Consider the following 14,637-nt stretch of genomic DNA (forward strand, 5'->3'; position numbering starts at 1 on the left):
GCCGCGGCCCGCTTCGCGCGGGCCGGCGGCCGGTTCGGCATGCTCTGCCCATGGCGGGCTTGATGCGGACCCGGTCAGGGGCCGGAGATCAGGTGGCCTCCGTCACTTCAATAGATTTCCGTATTCTGGACATGGAACGCTGTTCAGGCCGATACTCGGGGCATGAGCTCGACGCATCCTCCGTTCCGCGCATCCGATGGGGAACGCGACCGTGCGATTCACGAGCTCCGCGACCGTGCCGTCGAGGGACGCATCTCGCACGACACGTTCGTCGGCCGGGTGGATCAGGCACTGCGCGCGCGCAACCAGCACGAGCTCGACGAGCTGGTCGCCGACCTGCCGCGACGCCGCACGTTCCGGCAGCGGCTGACCGACGCGGTCTCGAACGTCTCCGACCTCACCACCCGCCTCCAGGCGGCCTGGCGCCGCCCGCGGCTGCCCCGGCTGGCGCTGCCCGACGACCACCGCGTGCGTTACGTGGTCGGCCGCGGGTCGGCCTGCGACCTGGTGCTGTCGGACCTGACGGTCTCACGGGTGCACGCCGAGCTGCGGCGCGAGGACGACGGCGGCTGGATGCTGGTCGACCTGGGCTCGCTCAACGGCACCCGGCTGAACGGCTGGCGGCTGGTCGGCCCGGCCAAGGTCAAGTCGGGCGACGAGGTCTCGTTCGGCGACTGCGGTTTCATGGTGAGCGCGGGCCTGCCTACGTAGCCCCCATAAGCCGCACCTAAAAATACGGATATTTGCGGATTACATGCCGTTCTGCGCTGCTCCATGATCCGAGGCGAGACCCCCAGTCCCTTTGGAGACCCCATGCGGCGCACCACAGCCTCCCTCGTCGCGGGCGCGCTCGTCGCGTCCCTCGCGTGGGCGTCCAGCCCTGCTTCGCCCGCCGTGGCGCTCGAACCCTCCGCGGGCGTCGCGGACCTCACCCAGGACATCAACCAGATCCTCTCCGACTCCCGGCTCACGATCGCCCGCGCGGGCGTGGTCGTGAGGAGCGCGGCCAACGGCGAGGAGCTGTACGCCACGGACGCGGGCAAACTGCTGACCCCGGCGTCCAACACCAAGCTGTTCACCTCCGCCGCCGCGGTCGAGACGCTCGGGCTCGACTACCGCTTCCCCACGACCGTGCTGGCCTCGGGGCGCAAGGTCGGCTCCGTGCTGACCGGCGACCTGGTCCTGCGCGGCACCGGCGACCCGACGATGCTGGCCGCGGACTACGACGCGCTGGCCGCCAAGGTCGCCGCCGCGGGCGTGAAGGTGGTCACCGGCAAGCTGGTCGCCGACGACACCTGGTTCGACTCCGTACGGCTCGGCAACGACTGGACCTGGGACGACGAGCCCTGGTACTACGCGGCGCAGATCTCGGCGCTGACCGCCTCCCCCGACCGCGACTACGACGCCGGATCGGTGATCGTCTCCGTGGCGGCCGACGGCGGCAAGGTCAAGGTCTCCACCACCCCCGAGACCGACTATCTCAAGATCGTCAACAAGGCGACCGTGGGCGCCGACACTGATGTGCTCATCGAGCGCCAGCACAGCACGAACACCGTGCTCATCACTGGCACCGTCGCCGACCCGTACCAGGAGTGGGTCGCCGTGGACGACCCGACCCGCTACGTGGCCTCGCTGTTCCGCAAGTCGCTGACCAAGCACGGCGTGCGCGTGCTCGGGCCGACCGGCACCGGCGCGGCCCCGTCCGGCGCGGCGAAGCTGGCCGAGCACCAGTCGATGCCGCTGAGCGAGCTGCTGGTGCCCTTCCTCAAGCTGAGCAACAACATCCACGCCGAGATCCTGACCAAGGCCATGGGCCGCAAGGTCGCCGGCCAGGGCACCTGGGCCGCCGGGCTCAAGGTGAGCACCGACTTCGCCAAGGCGAACGGCGTCCAGGTGATCAACATGCGGGACGGCTCCGGCCTCTCGCGCCGCGACGGCTTCTCGCCGGGCTCGATCGTCCAGCTCCTGAACGCCGTGCGTGCCAAGCCCTGGTTCAAGACCTGGTACGACGCGCTGCCCATCGCCGGCAACTCCGACCGCTTCGTCGGCGGCACGCTGCGCAGCCGGATGGGCGGCACGGCGGCGGCGAACAACGTGCACGCCAAGACCGGTTCGCTGACCGGCGTGACCTCGCTGTCGGGGTACGTCAACAGCGCCGAGGGTGAGCCGCTGGTGTTCTCCGTCATGCTCAACCAGTACCTGTCGGGCTCGCCCAAGGACATCGAGGACAAGATCGCCATCCGGCTCGCCCAGTTCTCGCGCGCCACCGCGGTGGACGCGGTGCCGCAGCTCCGCTCCACGGGTGAGACCTCGGGCGGCGACCTCGAATGCTCGTGGCTCAAGCCCGCCGAGTGCTGACCTGTTGACGTCCGCCCCCGCCCACCGCTGATCCGCCTCATGGCCGCACGTACCCGCGTGCGGCCATATTTTTTCGGCACCAGACGCCCATGTGACGGGGAAGGTTTACCGAGGTGGGTGGGGCAACAGTTACGATTGGGTCACTTGGGGCTCCAGGTATAGCAGTGTTTTTCGTGACATAACCGTTGCGGGCCCACCAGAATGCGGGATCGAAGCAGTTACCAGCACCACGGAGGACAGGATGCGCGGGCAACTCCAGGCACTCATCTGCCTAGGGAGTCTGGCGGCGTCGAGCTTCCCCGCGATCACGGCCGAGGCGGCCACCGCCAAGGCCCCGTGCCGGATCGTGGCCGCGAAGCCGTCCCTGTCCAAGGGCATGGTCACCGGCTCGGCCGCCAGGATCGGCTGTGACGACGAGGCCACGCTCAGGATCCGGATCGTCCGCGCCGTTTCCGGGCCCGACCGTACGCTCAGGAGCGGCTCCAGGACCGTCACGAACGGGCGCATCACCACCCGCGTACGGTGTGACGCGCCCGGCCGCTACTACGTCCTGGCGCTGGACTACACGGGCGAGCCGGTCCAGTCGCGACCGGCGGCCCTGCGCTGCAAGGCGCGGACGCCCGCGAAGACCGGCGCCGCCTCGACGAGCGAGGACCAGGTCGTCACGCTCGTCAACAAGGCCAGGGCGAGCAAGGACTGCCGCCCCCTCACCCACGACCCCAAGCTGCACGCCGCGGCCGAACGGCACTCCGCCGACATGGCCGCGCGCGACTACTTCAGCCACACCTCCAAGGACGGCCGCTCCCCGGGCGACCGGATCTCGGCCGCCGGCTTCGCGCCGGTCAGCACCTGGGGCGAGAACATCGCCATGGGGCAGCCGTCCGCCGCCGCGGTCGTACGGGCCTGGCTCAACAGTCCCGGCCACCGCGCCAACATCCTGAACTGCTCCTTCACCCACATCGGAGTCGGCCGGTCCACGAAGGGCCCCTACTGGACCCAGGACTTCGCCGCCCACTAGAGAACCCCACCAGCCAGGGAGCGCCTGGCCTCCACCGAGCGCGCCACCGCGCCGGTTCCCACCGCAACGCCACGGCGCTCCCATCCGGCGGGCCCGGTCGCGCCTCCCCCCGCACAGCGGACCGCGACCGGGCCCGCACCCCTTTATGGGGAATCAGTAAGACATGCACTGGCATGCCTACACCTGGCTGGGCAACGACGACGAGCGCGGCAGGGAGGACGAGCGGCGTCCCGGCTCGGCCGAGTTCGCCGGCTCGCACGTACCGCCCATGCGCACCGGCGACTGGCTGGCCAGGCCCGCCGCCAGGATCCGGGCCAGCTTCGAGGACCCGGCGCGGGCGGTGGAGTGGCTGGAGGCCCAGTACGGGCAGATCAGGGGCGCGTTCCTGCACCCGGACCGGATCGGGCCGGGCGCCCGGCTGGAGGCCGCGGCCGACGCGCTGCCGCGCGGGGTGGACGTGCAGTGGGGCGAGTGGCTGACCGGGGGCAGGTTCGCCGCGATCAGCGTGATCTGCTGCCCCAACCGGCACGTCCCGCACCCCTGCCCGATCCGCCGTCCTTGATCGTCCTCACTTTCCGGGGCGGTCCCGCGGTCTCCTGAGGTGCGTGGCGATGCCGTCCAGCAGGAAGTCCAGCCCGAGGCCGAACTGCTCGTCGGGGGCGAGCCCCTCGGGGCGCGCCAGCCAGCCCGTGAGGTGCGGCAGCCGCCCGTCGGCCACGGCGAGGGCGTGCAGGGTCGTGATGGCGGCGTACAGGTCCTCACCCTGGCCGTAGCGGGCCTCCTCCGCCTCCTGGAGGGCGCTGCCCAGGATGTGGCGGTCGATCAGCGCCGCGTAGGTCATCGCCTCGGCCACGCTCGCGCCCTGCCCGGCGAGCACGGCGAGCACGAACTCCAGCCGGCGCATGCCGTGCGGCCCGGCCGGCGGTCGCGTGTGGAACAGCACCGCGTACCAGGGATGCCTGGCGGTCATCCGCCGTGACTCCAGCGCCAGCCCGCGCAGGTCGGCCCGCCAGTCGTCACCGGGCCCGGCCGGGAGCGGGATCTCGGCGGCGGCCGCGTCGAGCATGAGGTCGACCAGGCCCTCCTTGCTGTGCACGTACCGGTACAGGGCCATCGCCGAGTACGGCCCGAGCCGCGCGGCGACGGCCTTCATCGTCATCGCGGCCGGCCCCTCCTCGTCGGCCACGGCGATGGCGGCCCGCACGATCTCCTCGCGCCCGAGCGCCCGCTGTCGCGGTGGTGGCGGCGGCTGGTTCCAGATGAGCTCTCGCACGAGCTGAGTTTATCAGTTAAACTCATCGTTTATCACGTAAACTTTCATCCGCTTGGAGGCTCTGGAATGTCCGTTGACCTGCGCGGGACCCGGCTTGGGGTGGTCCGCGGCATCAGCTACGGCTTGTTCGGCAAGCCCGACTCGTTCGTGCCCGAGGCGCGCGAGCTGGGCGCCGGGCTCGTACGGGCGTACGTGTACTGGAGCCAGGTCGAGCCCGCACCGGGCCACTACACCTGGGACACGGTCGACGCGCTGCTGGACCAGCTCGGCGACGACATGGAGGTCTGGATCACGCTGTGCTCCAGCTCGCCGTGGGCGACCCGGACGCCGACCGACTTCCTGCCGCCGTCCCCGGCCCGCGACCTGGCCGCGTACGGCTCGTTCGTCCGCGCCGTGGTGCGGCGCTGCGCCGGGAGGGTGGCCTACTGGCAGTGCGACAACGAGCCCAGCAACACCGACCTGCTGTGGGCCGGGACCGCGCCCGAGTACGTCGCGCAGCTCAAGGTCATGCACACGGCCGTCAAGGAGGCCGACCCGGCGGCCGCCGTGGTGCTCGGCGGGTGCGGCTACGACGTGCTCAGTGCCGGGCCGGACGACCCGCCCGCCCTGTTCTTCGACCACCTCGTGTCCGAGGGACGCGACCACTTCGACCTGTTCGACGTGCACCTGTACGGGGACGCGGCCACCGTGCCCGCCTCGCTGGAGCGGGTCCGGCGGCTGATGCTCGCGCACGGCTGCCTCAGGCCGATCGTGGTCGGCGAGTACGCGGCGCCGGTGCCGTTCGAGTTCCCCGACGCGGGGGCGGCCATGCGGGAGATCCTGATGAGCGCGTTCACCGAGGCCCCGGCCGCGCAGAGCACGTCGGAGCTGGCCGGGCGGCAGGGCCAGGACACGCCCGAGCTGCGCGCCATGACCGCCATGTACGAGCGGATGGCGTCGCTGCCGCCGGAGCTGCAGATGTTCCTGGAGGGGTGTCCGGAGGAGCTGGAGGCCAGGCGGCACCGGATCAACGTGCGTCAGCTCGTCATGGGCAACCTGTTCGCCCTGGCCGAGGGCGTCAGGCGGACCGTGTACTGGAACCTGGCGCCCGAGGTGCCGCAGAGGGTGGATCCGCGGCAGGTCATGCACCTGATGTTCGGCAAGCTCGCGCTGCTGGCCTACGAAGGCGACCGGCTGTCCGTGCGGCGCCCGGCCGCGGACGCCTTCGACCTGCTGACGGAGCGGCTCGCCGGGGTCGTGGCGGTCAGGCGGGCGGAGCATCCGCTGGTCGAGGTGGTCGAGGTGTTCGAGGTCACGCGGGAGGGGCGGGGGCCGCTGGTGGTGCTGTGGCAGCGGGGGGACGTCTTCTCCGGGGAGGACGAGCCGCCCGTCACCGTGGAGTGGCCGTGGGGCGCGGGGACGGCCACGGCGGTGGACGCGTTCGGGGAGGCGGTGGCGGCCGAAGTGCGGGACGGGGTGGTGCGGGACGGGGTGGTGCGGGACGGGGTGGTGCGGGACGGGGTGGTGCGGGTGACGGTGTCGGTGACTCCGGTGTACCTGTCGGCCTCTTGACCGTTTCGGGTGGGGGTCTGGATCATGTGACGGGTGCTGGACTACTACCTGATCTCCGGAAATTCCACGATTTTGGTGGAGGAGTTCCAGCTGTGCGATGACTTCACGGCGTCCGGCATCAACAGCGTCGAATGGGCGCCGTCCACCGGTTGGCGGTCCGCCGGGACGTCGAGTCGCGGCATCCGGGCCGACGCCGGCCTGCGCTCACGGGTCACGCCCATGTCGCGGGAGGCGGCGGCCCGTACGTACGCGCTGCTCGGCGGGGGTGAGCTGGCGCCCGAGGAGGCGCTGCGCCCCCTCCTCCAGGATCACCAGCCGCTGCCCGCCGCGACGCCGCTCGACCTGGGCCTCCTGCCGGAGGGGACGCGCCGTTACCGCGTGCTGTTCGCCGGGGAGCTGGGCGAGCGGGAGCTGGCCGGCGTACGGGCCGCCCTGGGGCTGGAGCCCGGCCCGCAGGCCGGCGCGACCCTCGACGGGCACGTTCTCACGTGGGAGCTGCGGCAGGTCGCGGCCGGGATCGCCTGGTGCCTCGACGTGACCGTACAGGTGGGCGCGGGCCCGCTCTCCGCCGTGGGGTCCCTGCTCGACGGCCACCGTCAGACGATCCGCGAGCGAGGCCTGATCCCGGTCACCATCGAACGCTTCGCCTGAGACCTGGCCCACCGGTACGAAAGGGCTGAAGATGAACAAATCCCTGGCCGACTACCTCGAAACCCTCTACCGGCAGGGCCGCGAACACGACGGGCCACTCGCCGACCGCCTCCTCCGCCTGCGCAACATGACCCCGGCCGCGGCCGGGCTCGTCGCCACCCTGATCCGGGTCCAGGGCAGCCGGCGGGTGCTGGAGATCGGCACGTCCAACGGCTATTCGGCGATCTGGTTCGGCGACGCCGTACGGGACACCGGGGGTCACCTGGAGACCGTGGAGATCGACCCCGAACGCGCCACCCAGGCCCGCGCCAACATCGCGGCGGCCGGAGTGTCCGGCCAGGTGACCGTGACCGAGGGCGACGGCGCCGCCGTCCTGGCCGCCGCCGCGGACGGCTCCGTCGACCTGGTCGTCCTGGACGCCGAGCGGCCCGCGTACGTGGACTACTGGCCGCGGCTGCGGCGGGTGCTGTCGCCCGGGGGTGTGATCGCGGTGGACAACGCGGTGAGTCATGGGGAGCAGGTGGCGGCGTTCCGGGAGACGGTGACGGCGGACGGGGGCTTCGCCGTGCACCTGCACGAGGTGGGGGACGGCGTGCTGACGGCGGTCCACCTTCGGCACGGCACCTGACCCTCTGCGGCCTCCGCGTGCCCCCTGCGGCCTCTTCCCGATCCTCGCGGCCTCCACCTGACCCTCACGGTCTCCGCCTGACGCTCGCGGCTTCCGCCGTGCCCCTTCGGTGGCCTGAGCCTTGCCGGTTCTGTCGGTGGGCTTTGCTTGGGTGGGGGTATGACTCAGCACGTGATCCTCGTTCTCGGCGCGACCGGCTCCACCGGCCGTCGCGTTACCGACCTGCTGCGAGCCTCCGGCCACACCGTGCGGGCGGCGTCCAGGAGCGGCGAGACCAGGTTCGACTGGTCCGTGCCCGAGACCTGGGAGCCCGCGGTGACGGGGGCGAGCGCCCTCTACCTGATGGCCCCCGACGGCACGCCCGTCGACCCGGCGTTCGTGTCGCTGGCGGTCGAGCGCGGCGTGCGGCGTATCGTCCTGCTGTCCAGCGGCGGCATCGAGACGATGGGTGACGAGCGCCTGATGTCCGCCGAGCGGACCGTGCGCGGCTCAGGGGCGGAGTGGACGATCCTGCGCCCGAGCTGGTTCGCGCAGAACTTCGACGAGGGCTTCCTGCGGCCCGCCGTCCTGGCCGGCGAGGTCGTCATGCCGCTGGAGAACGTGCGGCAGGCGTTCGTGGACGCCGACGACATCGCGGCCGTCGCCGTGGCCGCCCTCACCGAGGACGGCCACGCAGGGCAGACCTATGAGCTGACCGGCCCGCGCTCGCTGTCGTTCGGCGAGGCCGTGGAGATCGTCGGCCGCGCGTCCGGCCACGAGATCCGCTACCAAGGGAGCGACGAGGCCTACCTCGCCGCCACGGGCTTCACCGAGGAGGCGACGGGCGCGGTCAAGGCGTTCGCCGCGCTGCGCGACCTCGGTGACCAGCCGGTCAACGACACCGTCCAGCAGGTCACCGGCCGCCCGCCGAAACCCTTCGAGACCTACGCCGACGAGGCCGCCACCAAGGGCGCCTGGCCCCTCTAGCCACCCTCAGGGGGCCGGCCCGGTGCGTCTGCCGGGGCCGGCTCGGTGCCGTCCCCTGGCGCCGGATGGCTGGGGGGCGGCCGGAGTGGCACGCGTCCGTCGGCCAGCGCCATGTACTGCTCGATGAGCCATGCCGAATCTCGCAGATCGGCATTCTTGCCGTCGGCCCACCGTTCCCACGGGCCGCCGGTTCCGAGGAATTGCCGGGCTCTGTCGGCTCCCAGCCTCGCGTCCAGATACAGCAGTGCGGCCATGGCCTCCCCCTGGTCGTAGTCGCACTCGATGCGGGGCAGCCATTTCCGTAAGTAGGTGACCAGCAGTTCGGCATCGTCGGCGGTGCCGAAACGCGCCAGCGCGAAGCAGTACCCCTCTCCGGCGATAACCACCTCGCTGGCGAGGAGAAGAGCGCCGATTCGCTCGCGCATTTCGGTGCGACGGGCGACGGCGGCCAGCCAGGCGGCGGTGAACCGTTCCCGCCATCCGGCGCTGAGCAGGTCCTCGAGCTCGCTGCGGCTGATGCGGGCCGCCGCCCGCCGCAGCCGCCATTGGAACCAGCGCTGCCGCCATCGGGGAAGGATGAGCACCATGCCCATGAGCATCAGATACCGTTTGCCCGGCCGTACGTATCTGCGAATGAGCCGGTAATTCAGCGGCATGCCTTCGAGATACTCCGTCATGGCCGCATTGTGGCCGACGGGCCGGAGCAGTGGAATGTCGGCACGGAATGTCGGCGCCGAAGCGTTTCACATGTCCGCCGCCTTCGGGACGCGGGCTGCCAGTGTGAGGAGTTCGTCCACCGACCACTGGTCGTAGGCGTGCTCCCCGTACTTGGCGGCGACCACCCGCCCGGCCGGCGCGATCAGGAAGTCGCCGGGCAGCCCGAAGCGTCCGCCGTGCGGCTTGAGGGCCGGCCCTCGGCCGCGGCCGCGCAGGAGACTCCAGGCGCTGACGGCGACCGCCCGGACGATCGTGCCCCACACGCGCGGGTCGGCCAGCGACCGGGCCGCCGATTCCACGCCGAACTCCGCGTACAGCCGCTTGTCCGGGTCGGCGATCACCTCGAACGGCAGGTCGGACACGTGTTCGGCCAGCTCCGCCGCGGGTGAGTGGAACACCACGACCTCGCGCACGCCCGCCGCCTCGATCTCCTCGTGCCGTCGCACCACGGAACGCAGGTGCAGGTTGCAGACCGGGCAGCCGGCGAAGCGCCGGAACTGCAGGTGCACCAGGCGGTGCGGGTCGGGGACGGCGACCGGCCGGCCGGACACCGCGGTCAGCTCCCTGGGATCGACGGTGCGCATCAGAACCTCCAGCAGACGTAAGCGTACAGCATACGCTTACGATGATAAGCGTATGCCGTACGCTGTCAACGCCATGCCACGCCGACGCTCACTGACCCCCGACCAACTGGCCGCCGCCGCCCTCGCCGTCATCGACCGTGACGGGCTCGCCGGGCTGTCGATGCGCGCCGTCGCGCAGGAGATCGGCATGAGCACGATGGCCCTCTACCGGTACGTCGACGACCGCGGTGAGCTCGAACAGCTCGTGATCGAGCTCGTCCTGAGCACTGTCGACACCGGCCCACCGGGGACCGCCTCGTCCTGGTACGAGCGGATCGAGGTCATGGTCGGCCGGCTGCGCGGGGTCGTCGGGGCGCACCCGTGGATCGTCCCGCTGATCATCGCCCACCGGCACCAGTCCGTGGCCGTGCTGCGCTGGTCGGAGACGGTGGTCGCGATCCTGGCCGAGGCCGGGCTGGACGGCAGGGACCGGGTGGTCGCGCTGCGCTGCCTGCTCGCGTACGTGGTGGGGGCGATCCAGCTCGAACACCTCGGCCCGCTGGCCGGGCCGGGCACCCAGGTCATCGCGGACCGGGGCGAGTTCCCGCAGCTGTCCGAGACGGCCCGGCAGGCGGGCGGCGTCGGACCGGGCGAGGAGTTCGACGGCGGGCTCGCCATGCTGCTGCGCGGCATGGCGAACGGCCGGTAGGCCCCCGCCGGGCGCGCGGGCTGACCCCGTACGACAACCGATGGTTGTGCCGGTCTCACCTCCCGTTGTTTGTCTTCCGGTCGCGCGCGGGTGTTGGATCGGCCCTCGTGAACTTGCCCACAAGGATGGGAAGGGACTTCGACCGGCTCTGGGCGGCGTACGCGATCAGTGCGCTCGGCACCTGGCTGGCCCTGGACGCCTTCCCGTTGATCGCCATCTACGTCCTGCACGTGAACGCCGCACAGGTGTCCATCATCGCCGCCGCGAGCGGGGCGGTCGGCGCGCTGCTGGCCGTCCCGCTGGGGCCGTGGATCGAGTTCCGGCCCAAGCGGCGGTTGATGATCCGGGCGGATCTGGTGCGGTTCGCCGCGCTGCTGACGGTGCCGATCGTGTACGTCGCGGGCGCGCTGACCTACCTCCACCTGCTCGTCGTCGCCATGATCGTCGCCCTGGCCGACATCGTGTTCGTCGGGGCGAGCGGCGCGCACCTCAAGGCGCTCGTGCCGCGCGAGCGGCTCCTGGAGGCCAACGGCAGTTTCGAGACCGTCCGCTGGATCTCGACGGCCATCGGCCCGCCGGCGGGCGGCGCGCTGATCGGCGTGGTGGGGCCGGTCGTGACGGTCGTCGCGAACGCGGTCAGCTTCGCCCTGTCCGCGGCGGGCGTCCGCGCGATCTCCGCGCCCGAGCCGCCTCCTCCCGTACGCACGAAGGCGGGTCCCGCCGGAATCGGCGAGGGCTGGCGGACGATCGTGGCCGATCGGGACCTGCGACTGCTGTTCGCCAACACCGTGGTGGTCAACGCGCTCATCATGGCGACGGCTCCGCTGCTGACGTACCTGATGCTGAACGATCTGGGGTTCACGCCGCTCATGTACGGGCTGGCGTTCGGCGTGCCGTGCCTGGGCGGGATCGCCGGCGCCCGGCTGTCGAGACCGCTCGTGCGCCGGTACGGGCAGCGCAGGGTGCTGCTCGGGTTCGGGGCGGGACGGGCGTTCTGGCTGGTGGGGCTGGCCTTCGTCGGCTCCGGCACGGCGGGGCTGGTGCTGGTGATGGCGGTGGAGATGGCCATGATCACCTGCATCGGGGTCTTCAACCCCATCCTGGTCACGTACCGGCTCGAACACACCCCGGACGACAGGCTCGCCCGCGTCCTCACCACCTGGACCATCACCACACGCACGGCCATCGCGGCGGGGACGGCGCTGTGGGGGGTGCTGTCCGCGTTCGTCGGGGTCCGTACGGCGATCGCGGCGGCGGGGGTGCTGGCGATCGCGGCCACCGCGCTGCTGCCCTGGCGCCGCTCCCGGCTCGCGGCGAGCCCTTGAGGCCTCACGTACCCGTACTCAACGCGCCCTCAGGACCTCGTGCACCAGCGTCGTCACCACCAGCAGGACCAGCACCACGGCGATGGCGGTGACCCCGCCGGCCACCCCGATGGACGGAGCCGCGAGCGCCGCGCCCAGCACGAGCGCCGCGGCCAGGCCGATCGCCTCCGGCCGCACGACCGTGCGGCTCGTCAGGGGCGCGTGCAGCACCCACAGCATGACGAGCACGACGGCCACGGGGATGCCGACGGCGGCGACCGCGACCGCCGCGCCCATGTGCGCCTCCCCCGCCCCTGCGGCGTGTCCCCCTGCCGACCCCGCCGACATCACCGCGACCTCCAGCCCCGCCCCCACCGCGGCCAGCCCGGCGAAGATCAGGTAATGCCCGTATCCCCAGAAGTACGACATGTTCCGCCGCTCCTCCAGCCCGGCACCCGCGGGCTCGGTGAAGTAGATCCACCACAGCGCGAACAGGATGACCAGCCCGGAGAACGCGATCACGACCAGGCCGGGGCTCACCCCCTGCGCCACCGCGTCCCGCACGGCGATCGTCGCGGCCAGCACGCTCTCGCCGAGCAGGATGATGGTGAACAGGCCGTACCGTTCGGCGATGTGGTGCGGGTGCCAGGCCGTCGACCCGGTGCGCTCCGCGATCGGCGGCACCGCCAGATCCAGGGCGGCCAGCACGAAGAACACCCACATCGGCCCGCCGTCGGGCAGCGCCAGCCTGGACACCCACAGCACCTGCGTGATCGTGAGGCCGATCGCGTACCGCAGCGCCGTCGCCCGCCCGTCCGGATGCGCCAGCGCGGCGCGCAGCCACAGGCTCACCAGGCCGACGCGCATGACGAGGTACCCGATCGTCACCGCCGTGAAGTCGCCCTCGAAGGCGGCGGGAACCCCGGCGGCCAGCACCAGCACGCCCGCCATCTGCAGCAGGGTCATGACGCGGTACGGGACGTCGTCGGTGTCGTACGCGGAGGCGAACCAGGTGAAGTTCATCCAGGCCCACCAGATGGCGAAGAACACCATGAGGAACGGCACGACGGCCACGGCGCCGTGCCCCTCCTCGGTGGCGTGGGCGAGCTGGCTGACGACCTGGTTGACCGCGGCGACGAAGGTCAGGTCGAAGAGCAGCTCCAGGGGGCTGGAGGCGCGGTGGGGTTCGGCCAGGTCGCGGGCAGCCATACGGATGCGGATGGGCGACATGCGGCAACTTTATTGGCCCCGTGCCGAGCATCACGAGTGGGGGATCAGCTTGTGACGGGAGCCCGGCCTGTTAGAATAACCTTCTGGTGCGATTCCAGGGTGCGGCGGTGACAGCCCGCCGGTCCCGCCGTGCGAGGCGGGACGATCCGGTGCGAGTCCGGAGCCACGCGGTGACACCCCGCCACCTCTCGGGCCGTCCGGCCCCTGATCGGCAGCCATGCAGCTGAGAGGTGGCCGCACACCATGTACACCGGGAACATCGGCGAGATCGGCGTCATCGAGCACGCCGCACCCGAGCGCGTCCTCATCCGGGCCGCCAAGGCCGAAGGGCACACCGCGCTCTGCGTCAACGGCGTCGCCCTGACCGTACGCCCCGCCGACGAGGCCGGCCTCGTCGAGGCGGACCTGTCGCCGGAGACGAGGCGTCGCACCACGTTCGACCGGATCGTCCCCGGCGAACGCGTCAACGTGGAGACCCCGCTCACGGTCGGCGACCCGCTCGCCGGCCACCTGGTCCAGGGCGACGTGGACGCCGTCGGCAAGGTCGTCCGCGTCGACGACGAGCACCCGGCCCGCCGCGTCTGGATCAAGATCCCCGACCGGTACGCCCACCTGGTGGTGCCCAAGGGCCAGATCGCCGTGGACGGCGTCAGCGTGACCGTGGCCGAGGTGGCGCGCGACCGGTTCTCCGTGGCGCTGATCCCGCTCACCCTGAACGCCACCACCCTCGGCTCCCTGTCCGTCGGCGACCGCGTCAACCTGGAGTCCGACCTGCTGGTCCGCATCGCCAAGCGTTCCCCGGCGGGTGCCGGAGTGCGGGACCTGGTCTCCGCGCTCCCCTGGGCCGGGCACGTCAGCGGCGCCCAGGGCGTTCAGAAGGTCGTCTCGCAGATCGCCGCCGGCGGCGCCGTGCTCATCTGGGACCCCGACCGGGAGGCCGAGGGCGACGTCATCCTCTCCGCCGCCCGCCTGCGTCCCGACGACTTCGTCTTCCTGCTGACGCAGGTGTACGGCTACCCCTGTACGCCCTGCGCCCCGGAGGTGCTGGAACGCCTGGAGATCGAGCCCATGCAGGGGAACGGCGACCGCCACGGCACCGCGTTCCACACCCCCGTCGACCTGGCCGCCGGCACCGGCACCGGCGTGAGCGCGGCCGAACGCGCCGCCACCGTGCGCCGCCTCGCCCACCCCGGCGCCGGACCGGCCGACTTCAACAAACCCGGCCATGTCGTGCCGATCGCCGCCAGGCCCGGCCGCCTGGCGGAGCGCGAGGGTCACACGGAGGCGACCGTCGCGATGTGCGAGGCGGCGGGACTGCCGCCGGTCGGCGTGTGCTGCGAGATCATGAACCCGGACGGCACCATGGCCACGGCCGCCGACCTGGAGATCGCGGCCCTGCGCTGGGGGCTGCCGCTGCTGGACATCAGCGACCTGCGGACATGGCTGTGACCTGAGGTCCGCGGAAGAGCGCGGTCAGGAGGAAGGGAACGCCGAAGGTGTGTGCTTCGGGGCGCCGCTCCCGCATCGGACGCGACTCCACCTCGGTGAGGTCGGAGAAGATCCAGCGCAGCTCGCCGGGGGTGCAGGCGAGCCCGCCGTGGAGGCGGCCGTCGCGGTGGAAGGCGTCGTCGGGCTGTCCGGAGCCCACGGCTCCGGCGGCGAAATTGAC

Annotated in this window: 16 protein-coding genes; 11 read left to right on the forward strand and 5 right to left on the reverse strand. The window is 71.8% G+C overall.

The window, feature by feature from the left end:
- The first annotated feature begins 162 nt into the window (after positions 1–162).
- The 4 genes from KME77_RS20955 (at position 163) to KME77_RS20970 (ending at position 3,938) form a co-directional block, all read left to right on the forward strand.
- A complete protein-coding gene (locus KME77_RS20955) occupies positions 163–711 on the forward strand; it encodes an FHA domain-containing protein (protein ID WP_219470360.1) in 549 nt (182 codons plus the stop codon).
- Between the two features lie 102 nt (positions 712–813).
- Positions 814–2,358 carry a D-alanyl-D-alanine carboxypeptidase/D-alanyl-D-alanine endopeptidase gene (gene dacB, locus KME77_RS20960; protein WP_219470362.1) on the forward strand — a complete coding sequence of 515 codons (1,545 nt, stop codon included), beginning with the start codon at positions 814–816 and terminating at the stop codon, positions 2,356–2,358.
- Positions 2,359–2,599: 241 nt separating this feature from the next.
- Entirely contained in the window at positions 2,600–3,376 is a 777-nt protein-coding gene (locus tag KME77_RS20965) for a CAP domain-containing protein (RefSeq protein ID WP_246610365.1), read from the forward strand.
- 163 nt (positions 3,377–3,539) lie between these two features.
- Positions 3,540–3,938: a hypothetical protein gene (locus KME77_RS20970; RefSeq protein ID WP_219470364.1), complete on the forward strand. Its 399-nt coding sequence runs from the start codon at positions 3,540–3,542 to the stop codon at positions 3,936–3,938.
- 6 nt (positions 3,939–3,944) lie between these two features.
- On the opposite strand, the gene KME77_RS20975 is transcribed toward KME77_RS20970, so the two are convergent.
- Complete coding sequence (locus KME77_RS20975) at positions 3,945–4,649, reverse strand: TetR/AcrR family transcriptional regulator (protein ID WP_219470366.1); 705 nt, start codon at positions 4,647–4,649, stop codon at positions 3,945–3,947.
- A gap of 66 nt (positions 4,650–4,715) precedes the next feature.
- On the opposite strand from KME77_RS20975, the gene KME77_RS20980 reads away from it, so the two are divergent.
- From KME77_RS20980 to KME77_RS20995, 4 genes are all read left to right on the forward strand, one after another.
- Positions 4,716–6,200: a hypothetical protein gene (locus KME77_RS20980; protein WP_219470368.1), complete on the forward strand. Its 1,485-nt coding sequence runs from the start codon at positions 4,716–4,718 to the stop codon at positions 6,198–6,200.
- A gap of 33 nt (positions 6,201–6,233) precedes the next feature.
- Positions 6,234–6,851: a hypothetical protein gene (locus KME77_RS20985; protein WP_219470370.1), complete on the forward strand. Its 618-nt coding sequence runs from the start codon at positions 6,234–6,236 to the stop codon at positions 6,849–6,851.
- Between the two features lie 31 nt (positions 6,852–6,882).
- Positions 6,883–7,479 (forward strand): O-methyltransferase, encoded by a 597-nt coding sequence (locus tag KME77_RS20990; RefSeq protein ID WP_219470371.1) that lies wholly within the window; start codon positions 6,883–6,885, stop codon positions 7,477–7,479.
- A 159-nt stretch (positions 7,480–7,638) separates the two neighbouring features.
- Positions 7,639–8,445 (forward strand): NAD(P)H-binding protein, encoded by an 807-nt coding sequence (locus tag KME77_RS20995; RefSeq protein WP_219470373.1) that lies wholly within the window; start codon positions 7,639–7,641, stop codon positions 8,443–8,445.
- Here KME77_RS20995 and KME77_RS21000 read toward each other — a convergent pair.
- Positions 8,442–9,122: a DUF6000 family protein gene (locus KME77_RS21000; protein WP_219470374.1), complete on the reverse strand. Its 681-nt coding sequence runs from the start codon at positions 9,120–9,122 to the stop codon at positions 8,442–8,444. The genes KME77_RS20995 and KME77_RS21000 overlap by 4 nt on opposite strands.
- 66 nt (positions 9,123–9,188) lie before the next feature.
- Positions 9,189–9,746 carry a peroxiredoxin-like family protein gene (locus KME77_RS21005; RefSeq protein ID WP_219470376.1) on the reverse strand — a complete coding sequence of 186 codons (558 nt, stop codon included), beginning with the start codon at positions 9,744–9,746 and terminating at the stop codon, positions 9,189–9,191.
- 52 nt (positions 9,747–9,798) lie between these two features.
- Here KME77_RS21005 and KME77_RS21010 point away from each other — a divergent pair, with 52 nt between their 5' ends.
- On the forward strand, positions 9,799–10,434 hold the full coding sequence (locus KME77_RS21010; protein WP_246610367.1) for a TetR/AcrR family transcriptional regulator: 636 nt from the start codon (positions 9,799–9,801) through the stop codon (positions 10,432–10,434).
- Between the two features lie 107 nt (positions 10,435–10,541).
- Entirely contained in the window at positions 10,542–11,759 is a 1,218-nt protein-coding gene (locus tag KME77_RS21015) for an MFS transporter (RefSeq protein WP_308250797.1), read from the forward strand.
- Between the two features lie 18 nt (positions 11,760–11,777).
- Here the strand turns inward: KME77_RS21015 and KME77_RS21020 are convergent, their stop codons facing one another.
- Positions 11,778–12,968, reverse strand: coding sequence for a low temperature requirement protein A (locus tag KME77_RS21020; protein WP_219470378.1), 1,191 nt, complete (start codon positions 12,966–12,968; stop codon positions 11,778–11,780).
- Positions 12,969–13,211: 243 nt separating this feature from the next.
- Between KME77_RS21020 and KME77_RS21025 the strand changes: the two genes are divergently transcribed.
- Positions 13,212–14,417 (forward strand): riboflavin synthase, encoded by a 1,206-nt coding sequence (locus KME77_RS21025; protein ID WP_219470380.1) that lies wholly within the window; start codon positions 13,212–13,214, stop codon positions 14,415–14,417.
- Here the strand turns inward: KME77_RS21025 and KME77_RS21030 are convergent.
- Positions 14,392–14,637 (reverse strand): hypothetical protein (locus KME77_RS21030; protein ID WP_219470382.1); only part of this gene is annotated, 246 nt, incomplete at its 5' end. The genes KME77_RS21025 and KME77_RS21030 overlap by 26 nt on opposite strands.

It is taken from the genome of Nonomuraea rhizosphaerae (assembly GCF_019396405.1).
GTDB classification, from domain to species: Bacteria; Actinomycetota; Actinomycetes; order Streptosporangiales; family Streptosporangiaceae; genus Nonomuraea; species Nonomuraea rhizosphaerae.

What these genes read in the sequence shown, in the direction of transcription:
- KME77_RS20955 (WP_219470360.1), top strand. Translation starts at nt 163, where the DNA reads ATGAGCTCGACGCATCCTCCGTTCCGCGCATCCGATGGGGAACGCGAC.
- dacB (WP_219470362.1), top strand. Translation starts at nt 814, where the DNA reads ATGCGGCGCACCACAGCCTCCCTCGTCGCGGGCGCGCTCGTCGCGTCC.
- KME77_RS20965 (WP_246610365.1), top strand. Translation starts at nt 2,600, where the DNA reads ATGCGCGGGCAACTCCAGGCACTCATCTGCCTAGGGAGTCTGGCGGCG.
- KME77_RS20970 (WP_219470364.1), top strand. Translation starts at nt 3,540, where the DNA reads ATGCACTGGCATGCCTACACCTGGCTGGGCAACGACGACGAGCGCGGC.
- KME77_RS20980 (WP_219470368.1), top strand. Translation starts at nt 4,716, where the DNA reads ATGTCCGTTGACCTGCGCGGGACCCGGCTTGGGGTGGTCCGCGGCATC.
- KME77_RS20990 (WP_219470371.1), top strand. Translation starts at nt 6,883, where the DNA reads ATGAACAAATCCCTGGCCGACTACCTCGAAACCCTCTACCGGCAGGGC.
- KME77_RS20995 (WP_219470373.1), top strand. Translation starts at nt 7,639, where the DNA reads ATGACTCAGCACGTGATCCTCGTTCTCGGCGCGACCGGCTCCACCGGC.
- KME77_RS21000 (WP_219470374.1), bottom strand. Translation starts at nt 9,122, where the DNA reads ATGACGGAGTATCTCGAAGGCATGCCGCTGAATTACCGGCTCATTCGC.
- KME77_RS21005 (WP_219470376.1), bottom strand. Translation starts at nt 9,746, where the DNA reads ATGCGCACCGTCGATCCCAGGGAGCTGACCGCGGTGTCCGGCCGGCCG.
- KME77_RS21010 (WP_246610367.1), top strand. Translation starts at nt 9,799, where the DNA reads ATGCCGTACGCTGTCAACGCCATGCCACGCCGACGCTCACTGACCCCC.
- KME77_RS21020 (WP_219470378.1), bottom strand. Translation starts at nt 12,968, where the DNA reads ATGTCGCCCATCCGCATCCGTATGGCTGCCCGCGACCTGGCCGAACCC.
- KME77_RS21025 (WP_219470380.1), top strand. Translation starts at nt 13,212, where the DNA reads ATGTACACCGGGAACATCGGCGAGATCGGCGTCATCGAGCACGCCGCA.